This is a genomic window from Bacillus sp. FSL K6-0994, assembly GCF_038630815.1.
Lineage (GTDB): Bacteria > Bacillota > Bacilli > Bacillales > Bacillaceae > Bacillus > Bacillus safensis.
Genome location: NZ_CP152043.1, coordinates 990822 through 1006296 on the forward strand (window position 1 = coordinate 990822; position 15475 = coordinate 1006296).

18 protein-coding genes are annotated in these 15475 nt (G+C 40.2%); 10 read left to right on the forward strand and 8 right to left on the reverse strand.

The annotated features are described in order from the left end of the window. Positions 1-41 precede the first annotated feature (41 nt). The 4 genes from MHB69_RS05030 to MHB69_RS05045 form a co-directional block, all read right to left on the reverse strand. Entirely contained in the window at positions 42-1187 is a 1146-nt protein-coding gene (locus tag MHB69_RS05030; protein WP_041117216.1) for a S8 family peptidase, read from the reverse strand. A 387-nt stretch (positions 1188-1574) separates the two neighbouring features. After that, a complete protein-coding gene (locus tag MHB69_RS05035) occupies positions 1575-2159 on the reverse strand; it encodes a histidine phosphatase family protein (protein WP_024426547.1) in 585 nt (194 codons plus the stop codon). A 61-nt stretch (positions 2160-2220) separates the two neighbouring features. After that, positions 2221-3516 (reverse strand): globin-coupled sensor protein, encoded by a 1296-nt coding sequence (locus MHB69_RS05040; RefSeq protein ID WP_024426546.1) that lies wholly within the window; start codon positions 3514-3516, stop codon positions 2221-2223. 93 nt (positions 3517-3609) lie between these two features. Continuing rightward, complete coding sequence (locus MHB69_RS05045) at positions 3610-5142, reverse strand: FAD-dependent oxidoreductase (RefSeq protein WP_041117038.1); 1533 nt, start codon at positions 5140-5142, stop codon at positions 3610-3612. Between the two features lie 141 nt (positions 5143-5283). Between MHB69_RS05045 and MHB69_RS05050 the strand changes: the two genes are divergently transcribed. After that, complete coding sequence (locus MHB69_RS05050; protein ID WP_342496061.1) at positions 5284-6144, forward strand: SDR family oxidoreductase; 861 nt, start codon at positions 5284-5286, stop codon at positions 6142-6144. Between the two features lie 56 nt (positions 6145-6200). Here MHB69_RS05050 and MHB69_RS05055 read toward each other — a convergent pair whose 3' ends face one another. After that, positions 6201-6437: an IDEAL domain-containing protein gene (locus MHB69_RS05055; RefSeq protein WP_008348804.1), complete on the reverse strand. Its 237-nt coding sequence runs from the start codon at positions 6435-6437 to the stop codon at positions 6201-6203. Between the two features lie 289 nt (positions 6438-6726). Between MHB69_RS05055 and MHB69_RS05060 the strand changes: the two genes are divergently transcribed. From MHB69_RS05060 to MHB69_RS05075, 4 genes are all read left to right on the forward strand, one after another. Continuing rightward, positions 6727-7305 carry a competence protein ComK gene (locus tag MHB69_RS05060; protein ID WP_041117040.1) on the forward strand — a complete coding sequence of 193 codons (579 nt, stop codon included), beginning with the start codon at positions 6727-6729 and terminating at the stop codon, positions 7303-7305. Between the two features lie 298 nt (positions 7306-7603). Next, a complete protein-coding gene (locus MHB69_RS05065) occupies positions 7604-8086 on the forward strand; it encodes a hypothetical protein (RefSeq protein ID WP_070325675.1) in 483 nt (160 codons plus the stop codon). A gap of 282 nt (positions 8087-8368) precedes the next feature. After that, complete coding sequence (locus tag MHB69_RS05070; RefSeq protein WP_340900249.1) at positions 8369-8644, forward strand: barstar family protein; 276 nt, start codon at positions 8369-8371, stop codon at positions 8642-8644. Positions 8645-8853: 209 nt separating this feature from the next. Beyond that, positions 8854-9807, forward strand: coding sequence for an LCP family protein (locus tag MHB69_RS05075; protein WP_034282168.1), 954 nt, complete (start codon positions 8854-8856; stop codon positions 9805-9807). Between the two features lie 68 nt (positions 9808-9875). On the opposite strand, the gene MHB69_RS05080 is transcribed toward MHB69_RS05075, so the two are convergent. Next, positions 9876-10238, reverse strand: coding sequence for a hypothetical protein (locus MHB69_RS05080; protein WP_034282166.1), 363 nt, complete (start codon positions 10236-10238; stop codon positions 9876-9878). A 156-nt stretch (positions 10239-10394) separates the two neighbouring features. Here MHB69_RS05080 and MHB69_RS05085 point away from each other — a divergent pair, with 156 nt between their 5' ends. Both MHB69_RS05085 and lepB read left to right on the forward strand, forming a co-directional pair. Then, positions 10395-11012 (forward strand): TVP38/TMEM64 family protein, encoded by a 618-nt coding sequence (locus MHB69_RS05085; RefSeq protein WP_024425492.1) that lies wholly within the window; start codon positions 10395-10397, stop codon positions 11010-11012. Further along, positions 11012-11524: a signal peptidase I gene (gene lepB / locus MHB69_RS05090; protein WP_034282162.1), complete on the forward strand. Its 513-nt coding sequence runs from the start codon at positions 11012-11014 to the stop codon at positions 11522-11524. Before MHB69_RS05085 ends, lepB begins: the two co-directional genes overlap by 1 nt. Before the next feature lie 38 nt (positions 11525-11562). On the opposite strand, the gene MHB69_RS05095 is transcribed toward lepB, so the two are convergent. Further along, positions 11563-12708: an AbrB family transcriptional regulator gene (locus MHB69_RS05095; RefSeq protein ID WP_034282161.1), complete on the reverse strand. Its 1146-nt coding sequence runs from the start codon at positions 12706-12708 to the stop codon at positions 11563-11565. 266 nt (positions 12709-12974) lie between these two features. Between MHB69_RS05095 and MHB69_RS05100 the strand changes: the two genes are divergently transcribed. Genes MHB69_RS05100 through MHB69_RS05110 form a run of 3 tightly spaced genes read left to right on the forward strand, consistent with a single transcriptional unit; the run spans position 12975 to position 14697 of the window. Then, positions 12975-13397: a BlaI/MecI/CopY family transcriptional regulator gene (locus MHB69_RS05100; RefSeq protein ID WP_034282159.1), complete on the forward strand. Its 423-nt coding sequence runs from the start codon at positions 12975-12977 to the stop codon at positions 13395-13397. After that, on the forward strand, positions 13390-14229 hold the full coding sequence (locus MHB69_RS05105) for a M56 family metallopeptidase (protein ID WP_034282157.1): 840 nt from the start codon (positions 13390-13392) through the stop codon (positions 14227-14229). The genes MHB69_RS05100 and MHB69_RS05105 overlap by 8 nt, the downstream gene beginning before the upstream one ends. Before the next feature lie 57 nt (positions 14230-14286). After that, positions 14287-14697 (forward strand): DoxX family protein, encoded by a 411-nt coding sequence (locus tag MHB69_RS05110; protein ID WP_034282155.1) that lies wholly within the window; start codon positions 14287-14289, stop codon positions 14695-14697. A 197-nt stretch (positions 14698-14894) separates the two neighbouring features. Here MHB69_RS05110 and MHB69_RS05115 read toward each other — a convergent pair whose 3' ends face one another. After that, a complete protein-coding gene (locus MHB69_RS05115; RefSeq protein ID WP_034282153.1) occupies positions 14895-15341 on the reverse strand; it encodes a ferritin-like domain-containing protein in 447 nt (148 codons plus the stop codon). Positions 15342-15475 lie beyond the last annotated feature (134 nt).

A 15475-nucleotide genomic window follows, 5' to 3' on the forward strand; every position in this document is an offset into this window, starting at 1 on the left:
AATCCGGCTGGATCAGCCGGATTTTTATTATCACATTTGGATTAGTTAGAAGCCGCTTGAACGTTGATTAACCCTTTTCCGTAATAGAATGAGTCACCAAGCGGTGTTGCCGTGTTTTCTAAGCGCTGGCGAACCTGAGAAGTTGATAGATTCGGATACTTAGAAAGGATAAGCGCTGCTGCTCCTGCTACATGAGGAGACGCCATAGATGTTCCAGTATAAGAAGTGTATCCACTGCTTGGCACTGTACTTAAAATAGAAGTACCAGGTGCAGAAACATCTAATTCAGGACCTGCGCTAGAAGATGAGTTTCTGACATTGTTACTGTTTACATTGGCAACAGCAATTGTAGAATCGTATTTTGCTGGATAGCCAACGGTGCTAGTAGAGCCAAATGAACCTGAATTTCCTGCTGCGGCAACGACAACTACTCCGCGGTTATTCGCTGTGTCAACAGCATTTTTAAGCGCTGTGGAGCCGTTTGGTCCGCCTAAGCTCATATTGATGACATCCATGTTATTCGCTACAGCCCATTCAATACCGCTAATAATCCAGCTGTATTGTCCGTCGCCATTACGGTCTAATACTTTCACAGCATATAGGGAAGCGCTTGGAGCGACCCCAAGAACACCAATTGTGTTATCAAGGGCAGCAATGGTTCCAGCTACGTGAGTTCCATGTGATTGAAAGTCTTGGGTGGCATTTGGCTCTGAAGGGACGAAGCTCGCACCGCCTGCAACATTTAAGTCAGGGTGTGCAGCGTGGATTCCAGTATCAAGGACAGCTACTTTGACATTAGCACCTTTATAACCTTGAGCGTGTACAGCTGGAGCTTTGATTTGAGGGATTCCATAAGGGACGGTTTGTGCATATGCTTCTGCTTTATGGTCTTCTTCTACGTAAGCAATGCTAGGGTCATGTTCAAGTTTCTTGGCGGCTTGTTCGGACATTTTCACTTGTGCAGCATTAATGAGGCGGTATTGTTTTTCTAGTTTTCCACCATTTTGAACGACAGCTTGTTTCTTAGAGCTGTTTGTGGTGGCAGAGGCTTTAAAACCAACAATATAGCTTTTTTCACTATCTGTTTTGGAGACCGTTTCGGCATTTGCCATGGATCCTCCAAACCCTGCTGAAAACAGAAGAGGGACAGCCAATAAAACACTTGTCATCACATTTTTCTTTTTCACGCACATTCCACATCCCTTTTTTCTTATTTCAGAATAATCATCCGTAGTCTATAAGAATGAACCGTTTGATTATTCTGTATATTCAGTTTAAGGGAAGTAGGCAAATAAGAGTAGACCCGAATTTTTGTGAAAGTCCTAGCGAAAATTGGGGAATTAAGTCACTTGGAACTGGTGGTAAAATATGTTTATTCTATCATTTCAGCGATGTTCTATTAAAAAGGGAGTGTGCTTTTTTTCTCATGATCCATTTCCGGTTAAATATTCGATACCCGAAAAGCCATAAAATAGGTAGAATCGTCTAGCATCTATTTCGAATTTCGATATAAAAAAATATTATTTTATCATTGTTTTTGCCATAAAAAAGAACCTGCTCAGATAACAGGCTCTTTAAGAAGGGGCGGATTGAGTTAAATGGCTGACCACGTTGTAATCACGGACCTTCCATTTACCATCTGACCATTCCACATAATTTAAGCAAGCATTAACAAGTCTCGTGTTCTGTAGACCCATATGTTCATCTGCCAAAGTGGTGAGTAAAGCATGGATAGCAGCTCCGTGAGCCACGATCAGGACATGTTGATCTGGATAGGCGGCTCTGACTTTCTCAATACCTTCTAGCATTCGGTTTTGAATCGTCTCAATTGGTTCCATATTTGGATACTGTTTATCTGGAAACAGCTTTTGCCGCTCCTCAAACGACATGCCTTCAGCGTCACCATAATCTCGTTCTATAAAATCATCCATGATGACAAGTGGAGCATGGACATGATTTAAAATCAAGTGTGCCGTTTCTTTTGCCCTTGTTAGTGGACTGGAAATGACAACATCCCAATGGACATCCTTTAAGTAAAGTCCAGTTTGTTCAGCCTGCCATTTACCTGTGTCGTTTAAAGGGATATCTGTTCGTCCTTGAATTCGTTTCGCTGCATTCCAATCTGTTTCCCCGTGTCTGACTAGGCAAATTGTTGTCAATCAAATCCCGCCTTTTCTATCTTTTCTTCTATTATACTAAAGCAGAAGAAAAAAGACTGTATTAGCGATTTGTCAGGCTTGTTAAGGATTCGACGGAGCTTGCAACTTGAGACACCGTTTGTTTGACTTCCTTCAATTCGTTAAGGAAAGTCTGAAGGTCAATTTCAATTTTTCCGTTTTGGTTTTTGCTTAAGTTCATGCTGCTGACGATATCGTCGAAGAGTGAATTGATTTGTGTCATTTTTTCTTTACTGTCTGTCACAAGTAAATTCACGTCCGCAATGTGCTGAGAGACAATGGCGATTTGTGAATTGGTATTGTTGACAAGTTCAGATACAGTTGAAACCGTTTTCTTTGTGTCCTCTGATAATTTGCGCACCTCGTTTGCAACGACAGCAAAGCCTTTTCCATGTTCTCCTGCTCGTGCAGATTCGATTGAAGCATTTAAAGATAACAAGTTCGTCTGCTCTGCAATGCCTGTGACAATCCCAAAGATTTGTTCAATTTGTTTGGCGATTTCCTCAAGACGCTTAATTTCTGTTTCAATCTTCGTCATGCTGCCATCAATCTGATTCATTTGTGTTTGCTGAATTTCTAATTCTTTTTTACCGCCGATTGATTTTTCTTCGACCTGTGCTGAAATTTGGGTTCCAGCTTGTGACATGTCCGCCATCTCATCCGATTTTGAGACAAGCTTGTCGACCGCACTTGTTGTGTTTGAGAAGAGCGAAGCAAGCGAATTTGAAGTCTCTGTGATTTTTGTATGAAGCTCCTGCTGCTGCTCTTCTGCTTCATCACGAATTTTAGAATATTCATTTTGGAATGTATCTAGAACAAGCTGCTGCTCTAAATTTAAAATTTTCGTCGTCGCTTTGACCGCTGTCTGATATTCTTTGAAATCTTGGATATGGTTAGCGAATAAATCCATAATTGATAGCAGAAGGTCTTGGAATGCTGCCATGTACCATTTAGGCTGGAGTCCAATCCGTAAATGAACTTGCGCAATTTTAATGCGTTTTGCCACATAGGCTTCGTCAATCACGCCTGCAAACATTTCGCTAATATGAATGCGGAGTGTTTTTTTCAAACGATCGACAGAACTATTGTCTTGAATGATATGCATCAAGGAAGACTCGACTTCTAAATTTTTATAAAACTTATCAACAATATGTGCAATATCATCCTGAACAATTGGATTGAGCTGCTTTAATATCAATAGGTCATGCTGCGTCAGGTCAATCATTTTGATTTGTTTGGCGATGTCCGTATTGTTCGAGAAGTTGATTCGTTTTATCCCATCATCCTGCTGTGTGAAAAAAGCAGTGTTTTTTCTTTTCGGTTCTTTTTTAAATAACAATGTGTTTGTCCCCCCATAATCATCAAAAATATCAGACTTTATGTTTTTTATCGGATAATATTGGATTTTTTAAAGGGGGGGACGAGTGAAATTTTACTGTTCTTTATATGACCTTTTTAGTGGTTTTTTAGCAGGGCCTTCTACTACTTCTCCAGTAATGGAAAAACGTGAACCGTGACACGGACAGTCCCAAGTGCGGTCACTATTATTCCAAGCCACTTCACAGCCTAGGTGAGTACATGTTGTATCGACTAGAAAGACATTCCCATCCTCTGATTTATAGGCGCCGCACTTTTTATGTTCATACGAGATAATGCCGCCCTCACCTGGTTTTAAATCATCGATTGTTTGATCAGTTCGTTTGAATTTACCACTGATCAGCTTGGCAGCGACATTGGCATTTTCTTTAACGAAATCTTTGACGAAAGAGTCAGTAACAGGTCTTGATGGCGTAAAGATTGATTCGTATGGATTCGATTTACCTTCAATTAAATCACCGATAAGAGTGGCAGCGACGTGGCTTGTAGTCATGCCCCATTTTCTAAAGCCGGTTGCTACAAAGATATTCTGGTGGTGTTTGGTCAGGCGGCCAATGTAAGGGATTTGATCCATTGTGACCATATCGTGGGTTGACCAGCGATACAGCACTTCTTCTATTCCGAGGGTGGCATCTCCAAACGTTTCTAGTCCTTCATAGTGAGCGGATTCATCTCCGCCTTGTCCTGTTTTATGGCCTTCTCCTCCGATGAGGACTACTTCTTCTCCGTCCCATTCTGCCGTTCTTAAAGAGTGAGCAGGCTGGTCAATTCCTAGGTACATTCCGTCTGTGAGTGGTTTGGTTGTTTTAGCTGCTACGACATAGGATTGCTCTGGATGAATACGGGTGAAATAAAGTCCTTTTCCATCATAAAAAGGAAAGTGTGAGCATGAAATGACATAGCGCCCTGTCAGATGATATCCGCTTTTTGTGACGACAGCAGGGCGGTTCCCTTCTTTTACATCAACAGCGGTTGTTTGTTCAAAGATACGTACACCTCGCTCTAGGAGCTTGTCGATTAGCGCATTGAGATAATGAAGGGGATGAAACTGTGCCTGATTGGTCATCGCAAGGGCTGCTTTAATGTCAGCGTCAAAAGGAAGCTTTGTTTTCCATTCCCGGTCAATACCAAGCTGTTTGTAGGCATCTAATTCCTTCTTTAACTTTTTTACACCGCTTTCTTCCTTTGTATAAAGGTAAGCATCTTTTATCTCTAGCTGACAATCGATGTCGTGCTCTTTGATACGAGCTTGAATGAGGTCTTTTGCTTTCTCATTTGCTTCTACATACAAACGTGCTTTTGGCATCCCAATTTGTTGAATCAGCTCATAATAGTACACATCATGCTGTGAGGTGATTTTAGCCGTTGTGTGTCCGGTCGTGCCTTGCAGCAATTGTTCGGCATCAATGATGATCACATCTAGTCCTCGCTCTGTCATTTCAAACGCCGCAGCGATACCGGTAATACCGCCGCCGACAATGATCACATCTGCTGTGAGATCTTCACTGACAGCAGGAAAAGAATGCTTCTGACTATCCGCCAGCCATAACGATTTTGCCTGTTCCATTCCTTTATGTTCTTGTTCCATGTTGTCGCCTCCAATGATTTGTTGTGTATAATTTTTCCACAATGCTGAAAATCATACATCTGAAAGGAAACAGGGGCGTCATACATAAAAAAGCAGCCAGCACATAAAAATAAACAAGATAAAAGGAAGGAGTGGACTAACGTGTCAACAAAGCAGCCGAAGAAAACATTACCGCCTCAGCACCAAAATGAACGTCCGGGTCTTGAATATAAAATGAACCCTAGACCTGTCTTTGATCGTGAGGTGCAGAATAAAAAGTTAGCAGGAAAAACAGCCATTATGACAGGTGGAGACAGCGGGATTGGAAGAGCAGTCTCTGTTTTATTTGCGAAGGAAGGTGCCAATGTCGCCATTGTTTACTTAAGTGAACATCGTGATGCCGAGGAGACGAAGGACTATATTGAGAAAGCGGGAGGCCGTGTCATCTTAATTGCAGGTGATTTAGGGGATGAGGCTTTTTCTAATGAGGTCGTCAAAAAAACAAAAGATGCCTTCGGTTCCATTGATATTTTGGTGAATAACGCCGGGGAACAGCATCCACAAAAAAGCATTGAGCAAATTACCTCGCATCAGCTTCTTCGGACGTTTCAAACGAATATTTTTGCCATGTTTTATTTAACAAAGGCTGTTCTTCCTCATTTAAAAAAAGGAAGCAGTATCATTAATACAGCCTCTGTCACCGCCTATAAAGGGCATGAAACATTGATCGATTATTCATCCACAAAAGGGGCGGTCGTCACCTTTACGAGATCATTATCTTTATCGCTCATTAAACAAGGGATTAGAGTGAATGGAGTAGCTCCCGGTCCTATTTGGACACCGCTGATTCCCTCAACCTTTACGGAAAAAGAAGTCTCTGAATTTGGCGGAGATGTCCCAATGGAACGTCCTGGTGAGCCAGTAGAGCTTGCGCCAAGTTATTTATTTTTAGCGAGCGAAGACTCATCTTATATGAATGGACAAATGCTGCATGTGAATGGCGGGACCATTTTAAATGGATAAACAAAAAACTTGCGGTAAAGAGACGAGTTACTGTCTCTCTGCCGCAAGTAAAATCATCATGATTGATGTAAGCAGTGTTCTGCATATTGAGCTGACAAGTCATTGAATCGCTTTTCATCACGCTGATCCAGTGCCTTATCAATCTCTTCTCTTAGGAAGGTTAAGCGCTGTTTATAAAGCGCCTCATCTAAAACCATTTGAATATAGATGTCTAAAATGGTGACGCCGTTTTCTTCGGTTTTTTGGGTGTTGCGGGACTTCATGAGCTCAGCATACGTTTTTTTCTCTTTCATAAAGAATCCCCCCGATGCCTTTTTTATAGTATATGGATTGGCGGAGAAAAAATCAACAAAAATTTATAATTTTTAGACAATTTATTTTTGAGCAGAATCGACACCTCTTGTCCAATCGACAGGATGTGATATATCTTTAAAAATGGCTTTTCGATAGATCGAATGGACTAAAAAATATGATAAAAAGATGATTTTTAATAAATTTTGAAAAAATCCTGTCGTTTCTTATATGTTGGTGATAGATTAATAGTATCTCAAATAACCAAATATTAACACAGGAGGAAATGAAGTGTCAGGAATTAGTGAAACACCTTTAGATTCATACGTCATTAATCAAACAACAATGGCGGTCCTTCCAGTTGAAGAAGGAAAAAGAGTATATTCAAAAGTTATAGAAAGAGAGACAAGCTTTTACGTTGAATTAAAACCCCTGCAAATTATTGAACGCAGCTGCAGATTCTTCGGCTCAAGCTATGCAGGCAGAAAGGCGGGAACATACGAAGTAACAGGAATTTCTCACAAACCCCCAATTGTGATTGACTCATCCAATCATCTGTATTTTTTCCCAACCTATTCATCCAACCGTCCTCAGTGCGGCTGGATCTCCCACAAATACATTCATACCTTCCAAGAATCATCCCTCGGAGACACGGTGGTCACCTTTACAAACGAGCAAGCCGTCAAACTTGATGTCTCATATAAATCATTTGAGAGTCAGGTGCACCGGACAGCATATCTCCGAACGAAATTTCAAGATCGTCTCGATGGAGGTCTTCCGAAGAAACAAGAATTTATGCTGTATCCAAAAGAACAGCAGCTCAATCTCGTATACGATTTTATATTAAGGGAGCTTCGAAACAAATATTAGTCAAAAGCCAGCGGCAGAGCAGCCGCTGGACCTCTTATCCAGCATGAATGAAATGCAAAAAGGCGCCGCTACATCATAAAGAAGAATTCATTGAAACCAAATACGTATGTCTCATCGTCTATTGGTTGTTTGGGAAATGACAGGGAAATGTGAATCCTTAGACATATTTTCATTCATTTATCCATAAATCACAGAAGAGACACGAGCTTGTCTGTTACAATAAAAGAAATCTTATGTGGTAAAGGATGCTTATATTTGACCGATATGAACGAATGGGATAAAGAAATGGAGGCTCTGTATGAAAAAACAATCACATTTGGTGCTGCTATTTATCCTAACTTTGACATTACTAGCAGCCTGTCAGCAAGCAGGTCAGCCGCCTTCAAAGCAAGACACAAAAGAAGCTGCTTATGAACAATGGGTGCAGTCTTATATGGATGAGTTAAATAAAGCATATGAAAATATGACCGGTCAGTTTATCTCAGATGGACATGGAAAGATCCAAACAAATAAAAAATTGACAGAAGCGACGAAAGCATTTGATCGTGTGATTCAAAAAGGGCTTGATCATCAAGAAGTTCCAGCTGCTTACCAAAAGGCCGATCAACAATTAAAGACAGGCCTTGCTTCATTTGAAAAAGGGATCAGTAAGGTGGAAAAGCTCTTGAAGCATCCCGATCAAGAAAAGCTGTTTATTTCCGCTACCCATCATTTTCAGGATGGCTTGCAGCAGACATCCGCATTTATTGAAGAAGTAGGTCAGATTCAGCAATCATCCTAAAAAAGCCTGGAAGTAAACCTTCCAGACTTTTTTAGATGTGAAGGATTTTCTTTAAACGGCGTACGCCCTATTGAATCATGCTTTCGTCCGTACAGGCGAATTCTACCAGTAATCCCTTTCGAAACAATAAGGACTTAATGGATAAATGCCAACGCAAGCTTCTTTTGCTGCCTTTCTCATTTTGTTGATCTCAGGTGTCGGGCAGAAACAAAAGTAAGATGTCCATCTTTCTCTTTCTCTTCCAATTCGTTTAAAATATAGAGAGGAGAGGGGAAGATGAACATGAAAAAAGTGCAGCTTGATGGCGCAGCGTGCAGGTCGCAAGAAGAGCTTCATGACCAGCTAAAAACAGTTTTACACTTTCCTGACTATTATGGGAAAAACCTTGATGCCCTTTGGGACTGTTTGACAGGAGAGGTGACTCTTCCAGTAGAACTGACATGGGTGAATTTTCAAACGAGCAAAGACGCTCTTGGTGATTATGCTGAGAGCTTGCGTCAGTTATTTCAAGAAGCAGAAGAAGAACTGAATGGACAATTTCAATTGAATATTCAATAAGAGAAAAAGCAGCCGCTGCCGCAGGCTGTTTTTTTGAATTTTCGGTTCTTGAATGTTTCATTAGATTATAAATAGGTGAGCCCTCAGCTGTTTAAATAATTTTTTATTGTGGATTCATAAAAATATGTTGCGTGCAGGAAACTTTCATCAAAATATGTTATAGTGGAACCTACATTGATAGACTAAGATAGAGTGAGGGTTCGGAAAGGATGAAGGAAAAAAGATCAAAAAGAAGACTAAGGCCTTGGGTAAAAGCCGTGCTGTTTATCATGGCATTTGTCATGGTGATGGCAGTGTCCGTGACTGGATACGCATACTATAAAATTTCAAAAGCGTCGAATAAGGCGCAAGTATCATTAGAAAGAGGAGACACCTCGCAAAAGCGTGTGAAAGCTTTTGATCCAGGAAAGGACAGCTTTTCGGTGCTGCTGCTTGGAATTGACAGCCGTCCAGGTGAAACGGTAGATGAAGCAAGAAGTGATGCGGTCTTACTGGCGGCGGTGAACCGAACAGACAAAACCATTAAGCTTCTCAGTATTCCTCGTGATTCTTATGTAGATATACCGGGAAGAGGATATGATAAAATTGCTCACGCCCATGCGTTTGGGAGTGCAGATTTGTCAGTCAAAACGGTCGAAAACTTGTTGAACATTCCTGTAGACTATGTGATTTCAGGGAACTTTAAGGCGTTTCAAGACATTGTGGATGAGCTAAATGGAATTGACGTAACGATTGAAGATGAAAGCATCGCAAAACAGATGGAAAAGGATTCAAAGGGAAAAGTTCAAGTGCAAACAGGCACTCATAGACTGAATGGCGAAGAAGCTTTAGCCTTTGTGAGAACGAGAAAGGCTGATAGTGATCTCATGCGCGGAAAGCGCCAAATGGAAGCACTTCAAGCCATCTTTGAAAAATCTAAATCGATTTCTTCGATCCCGTCATACGACAACATCATTGATACGCTTGGTGATAATGTCTCAACCAACCTTTCCATGAAACAGTTCATCGGTCTTTTTCCATTACTGAGCTCATTGAAATCAGTGGATACGATTCAGCTAAAGGGCCATGATTATCAGCCTGGGAATGTGTATTACTTTGAGTTAGATGGACCAGGATTAGAAGAAGTTAGAACAGAGCTGAGAAAACAGCTTGAATTATCATAAATAAGAAGGAGCCTGCCGCCGCGGCAGGCTTTTTTTGCATGGGTACCGCGCCGCATTTCAGCAAGAAGTTAATTTGCTTGATGCAGAAAATATGCAGTCAGCAGTTCCTCTACCCGGTGACGTATACGCGGATTAAAGTATTTATGCTTTTCTTCATAGCCATTTATGATAAATAGATACGTTGTAAATCCTTCATCGTGTTCAATTTGCTGTACTTTCATATTTTCTTTACGTAAATGCTGCTTCAGTTCGTAAAGTGCTTTCTGTGCTTCCTTTAACACAGAGGTCACAAGCTGAATGTATGGTTCATTTAGTTTAAATGTTTGATGTTGTTTTAAGTGTGTCAGGTCACGATTGAGGATGGAGATGACCATTGGAAGAAAGATGGCCTGTTCCATCATCTGAAGCTGTATTCTTGATAGTCTTGTCATGTCCAAGCCTGCTTTCTTTATGAATAGAACAAATGTTCTTGTTTATTATATCGAATGAGTCAAACAATCTCAAGGGGGCGAGTGGGATTCATTTGTATATTTTTATGTTTTCTATGTAAAATGAAATGTAGACAAACCTTGAAGGAGTCAAACAAGTTGACATCATTTCTTTCTCTATTTACTCATGAAAATATCACATCATTTTTTGAAAGCTACAAGGCTTTTGGACCAATTGTCGCTATATTGCTTCCTCTGATTGAAGCATTTCTTCCGTTTTTACCACTTGTGGCGTTTGCGGTGGCCAATGCAAATGCATTCGGCCTTTGGGAAGGCTTTTTATTAACCTGGATCGGTGCAAGTGCAGGGTCTATTCTTGTCTTTTTACTGATCAGAAAATTTGGACAGATGAGAATGCTGAACTTTATCAGCAGACACCCTTCCATTAAGAAATTGATGCTTTGGGTAGAGAAGCGGGGATTTGGTCCGTTATTTATTTTACTCTGCTTTCCTTTTACACCTTCTGCGGCTGTCAATGTTGTCGCAGGCTTATCAAGAATTAGCATGTGGCAATTTTCATTAGCTGCTTTAGCTGGTAAGTGTGTCATGCTCTTTATCATTAGTTTTATCGGTTATGATCTTTCTGCTTTAGTAAAGAATCCGTTAAGAAGTGTTTTTGCGGTTCTAGTTATCGTTTTATTATGGTATGTTGGAAAGAGAGTAGAAAATAGGTTGAATATTCGAATGAGCAAGCGTGAGGACAAAGGAGGCTCTTAATGAAAAAGAAGCCATTGCTATGGTTGATGATTATTACATGCATCGTCTTATTGTTCCAGGTAAAGAATTTCATGTTTGTGAAGTATAAAGTAGAAGGGGTTAGTATGGACCCTACATTTACAGATGGAACAGAATTATTAATCAACAAGTTCTCGCCAAAACTCACGAAAATTAGCCGGTTTGATTATGTATTATTTCACGGACCCAAAAATCAAATTTTGATCAAACGGGTCATTGGGCTCCCAGGAGAATCGATCAAGTATGTAGATGATCAGTTATTTGTCGATGGGGAAAAATGGAAAGAACCCTATTTAAAAGAGCAGAAAAAACATAAAATGGGGAATGTCCTGACAGGAGATTTTCAGCTGAAAGCTATCACAGGACAAGATAAAATCAAAAAAAACCATTACTTCGTGATCGGAGATAACCGAATACATAGCTTCGACAGCCGGCATTTTGGAACGATTTCAAAGGATCAAGTAGTTGGTGTCAAAAGAAATCAGAATGAATAAAAGAAGAGGCGCTCTGCACATGCAAAGCGCCTCTTTTTTTATTTTGCGGCTTTATATTCAGGATGTCTTTTTGCCCAGACATGATGTAAGAATCGAAAAAACGGTGGCAGCATCGCAATGACAAGAATGATTCTAACGACTTGTACAGCTACTACAAAGGTTGAGTCCTCATGGAGTGTGACTGCTGTTGTTGCCATTTCTGCAATACCGCCAGGCGAAAAGGCAAGAATGGCTGTAATGACAGAAATGCCTGTGACCTCTGCAATGGCAATTGAACTGAGAACCGTTGCAGCAATCAGTCCAGCTGAGCTGACGACGGCCACAATTAACGTGTTTTTTAGCCCGACAAACATCTGTTTATTCATTTTTGAACCGATGGTTGCACCTAGAAATACCTGTGACGCGATATTCGCTTGTGCTGGCCAGTAAGGAATCAAATCATGACCTATGAGCGCACCTGCACCTACTTGAAGAGCTGCAACTCCTAACATACTGCCAATCAGCCAAGGGGCAGGGAAATGAAGACGAACCGCGAGGCGTGACATAAGCCAGGCACCTAAAATAAGTGCGATACTCCACGAGATATTTGACAGGGTGAAAACGCCGGATGAAAAGGCGCTCCCTTGCACGGTTGCAGCTGCATCCGCTGGATTTTTTGTATTTAAATAGAACACCGTAAATGGGATGGTGAGTACCACCATTAATACACGTGTTGTTTGTACGAGACTGACAACGGCTGTATTTGCTCCAACCTCTTGGGCAATCCCTGGCATAGCAGATAAACCGCCTGGTGCTGTTCCGACAAAGCTGGTCAGCATATCTGTTTTACTCAGCTTCCATAAGGCAAAGCCAGAGAGCATCGCCAGTAGAATAGAAAAAACGAGCATGAAACTCACAGGGAGCCAATGTTCAGTGAAAATATGAAGAACTTTCATGTTCATTTTCTGTCCGAGTTCGATTCCGAGAATAAATTGACCAAGGAGTAGCCATCTGCTGTGGATACGCAAGGTGTTGTTTCCTTTACGCTGAAACAGGGCGGGACGTCGCATGGCAATAAATGCAGCCGTGATTAATGTTCCGATCATCCAGCCAATAGACATTCCTGTTAAAGACAAAAGAAATCCACCTAAACCGCTTATCGCGATCAAAATGAGATCGGTTCGAAGGCTGTTTCCTTGTTTCATCACATGTAAACCTTCTTCCTATAAATTTGTTCAGTAAGTGAAATGTTGTTATCTTCACTATAATACAAAAGTCTCTATAAATAAAATACGAATTTTTTTACCAATTTCATAAGATTATCTTATCGAGAATCAGATTGCTTATTGATATAAATAGGTTCGTAATTTTTACCAAGAAGCAAGGTAATATGCAACGATTTTCCCCTATTTTGGTTATCTGTTGACTATCATTTTCAATTACACTACAATCCTTAGTGTGAGGTGATGACATGAAAATTCCTTCTTTTAAATATAATGAAAAGGGTTTGAATCGCTTTTTCGGTCCTTTAGAGGGAAGGATTATGGAGATCCTTTATCAAGGTGAGGGTATGCCGATTAAAGAAGTGCAGCAGAAGCTGTCAGATGAGAAGCCGATTAATTTCAACACGGTGATGACTGTGCTGAACCGCTTAACCGAAAAGGGAATTGTCGAGAAGAAAACAAAAGGGCGTTCATCTATTTATAATCCCATTTTAACAAAAGAAGAATTTCTAAATGAGCAGACAAAATGGATTACCCAAGGGCTGATGGACGATTTTGGTCCACTGGCAGTGAATCATATGGTGGATGCAATTGAAAGTGCTGACCCTGAATTACTCAAAGTGCTTGAAGCAAGGCTGGCATCCAAAAAAGAGGAGCAGCAAAATGAATAAAATGAAATCGAGCCTGCTGTTTTTAGGCGGTATATTGATTGGTTTAACGATTTTTTATCAGATGGGTTATTACGTGCTTTCAAGCTTTTTTGGCTGGAATCAAGCATATAATCTTATTCATGTATGCCAGTCTGTTCTCGAATTCTATGGATTCACTCCTTTGAAATATTTTCTAGATGCTTTAGTCCTCTACACACTGGGATTTGCGATTTTCTATATGACGAAGCAAATCAAAACGTACATTCAATTCAAGCAAAATCTGATGCTTGCAGTCGATTACCACTCGACCGAATCTTTATCTGAGAAATATGCAAATGACATCATTGTGTTTCATTGTCATGAACCGCTTGCTTTTGCCATGGGGATGCTTCACCCAAAGGTTTACTTATCAACGTCTCTCATGGACATGCTGGATGAAGAGGAGATTGACGCTGTTGTTTATCATGAATTACACCACAAATACAGCTATGATCCTTTAAAGGCTTTCACATTCTCAATGCTCACAAAAGTCATTTGGTACATTCCAGTGTTAAAGCATATGAGACAAAGCTATTCCGTTTTTCGTGAAGTGATCGCAGATGACTATGCGATTCGGCAGACAGGCACTGAGCTTGGAGTAGGGCAAGCCCTTTTGAAGCTGATTAAAAAGAGAACGCAGTTTCAAAAACAAACGAAGTTTGCGGTATCCTTTGGAGATCGGGCATTGAATTTAAGAATACAGAAGATCTTAAATCCAACATACAATATTCCTTTCAATGTACCCATCATTCCCATTGTCACATCAACCATTCTCATGGTGGCCTTAATGATTATGCTTAACCTAAATTACTAATTTTTTTTACTTATTAACATTACATTATGTAGTGTAAAAACAGGAGGAAATCACTATATGAAAACGAATCAAGAAATAGGAACACTTTTTGTACGTGTTATTTTAGGTATTATCTTCTTTCTACACGGACTTCAGGCATATCAAGGAGGTCTGGGAGGAACAGCGGCATTCTTTGGACAAATCGGTGTACCGGAATTTATGGCCTATATTGTAAAGACAATTGAGCTGGTCGGTGGTATCGCCTTGATTTTAGGTCTAGGAACACGTATTTTCGCAGCATTATTTGTACCAATTATGGCTGTGGCGATTATTACGGTTGGTTTTTCTAAAGGATTTGTTGGTGGTTATGAATTTGAACTATCGCTGCTTGTCATGGCCCTTTATTTAACACTCAGCGGCAGTAAGATGCTGTCCATTGATGGGTTGCTAAAACATCAGCAGCAAAGCAATGAAGCAAAATTTCATTAAACGATCATGAAAAAAACTCCTTCTGCTATTTGTGGCAGAGGAGTTTTTTTATTTATCAAATTGTCGTTTTCACGTTTGAAAAAGTGAAAGAGATGAGGGATTTATTGAGAATAGTATTTTATTTGATAGATTGAATGAACAAAAAGCCGATTTCATTTTTTGACGGAACATACGATCTCCTATTAAAATAGGACTATCTAAGACACATGGTGCGTTAAAAGATATAAAAACCATACAGCATGCTGCTGTTCATCTTGAGCGATACGTTTCATCAGCTCTTTTGTTCCTTGATCCCGGACATAATCTGATATCGTTAAGTAAAAATCAACCGTTCTTTGTTCATCTTTAAATGCGAAAAGAAGCCCTTCTCTAAATTGATCTGGACAAGGTTCTGTTACGCTTGGTTTGTGATTTTTACCTGTTAAAGAATAATACAGCTTTGAAAATAGTTGATAGTGTCTGACTTCATCCTGGCGTATTTCTTGAATGATTTTTTTTGCCTCAGGAGTTTTTGCTCTTTGAGCAAGTTTTTCGTAGCATTGGATCGCAGAATATTCACCATTGATTGCTTTTTCAAGGTCTGAAATGATTCTTGTGTTTTGGCGCATGTCATATGGCGGGTAGTCGTAATAACCGTAATACATGATATTGCCAGCCTCCTTTGAGTTCATGATGGTTTATGATATGAGATGAGTAAGGAAAGGTGCCTATATCTTTTTAGGAAGGAGAAGGGGAAAATAGCTATTTACTTTTATTTTCGCTAGAATATGAGTACATA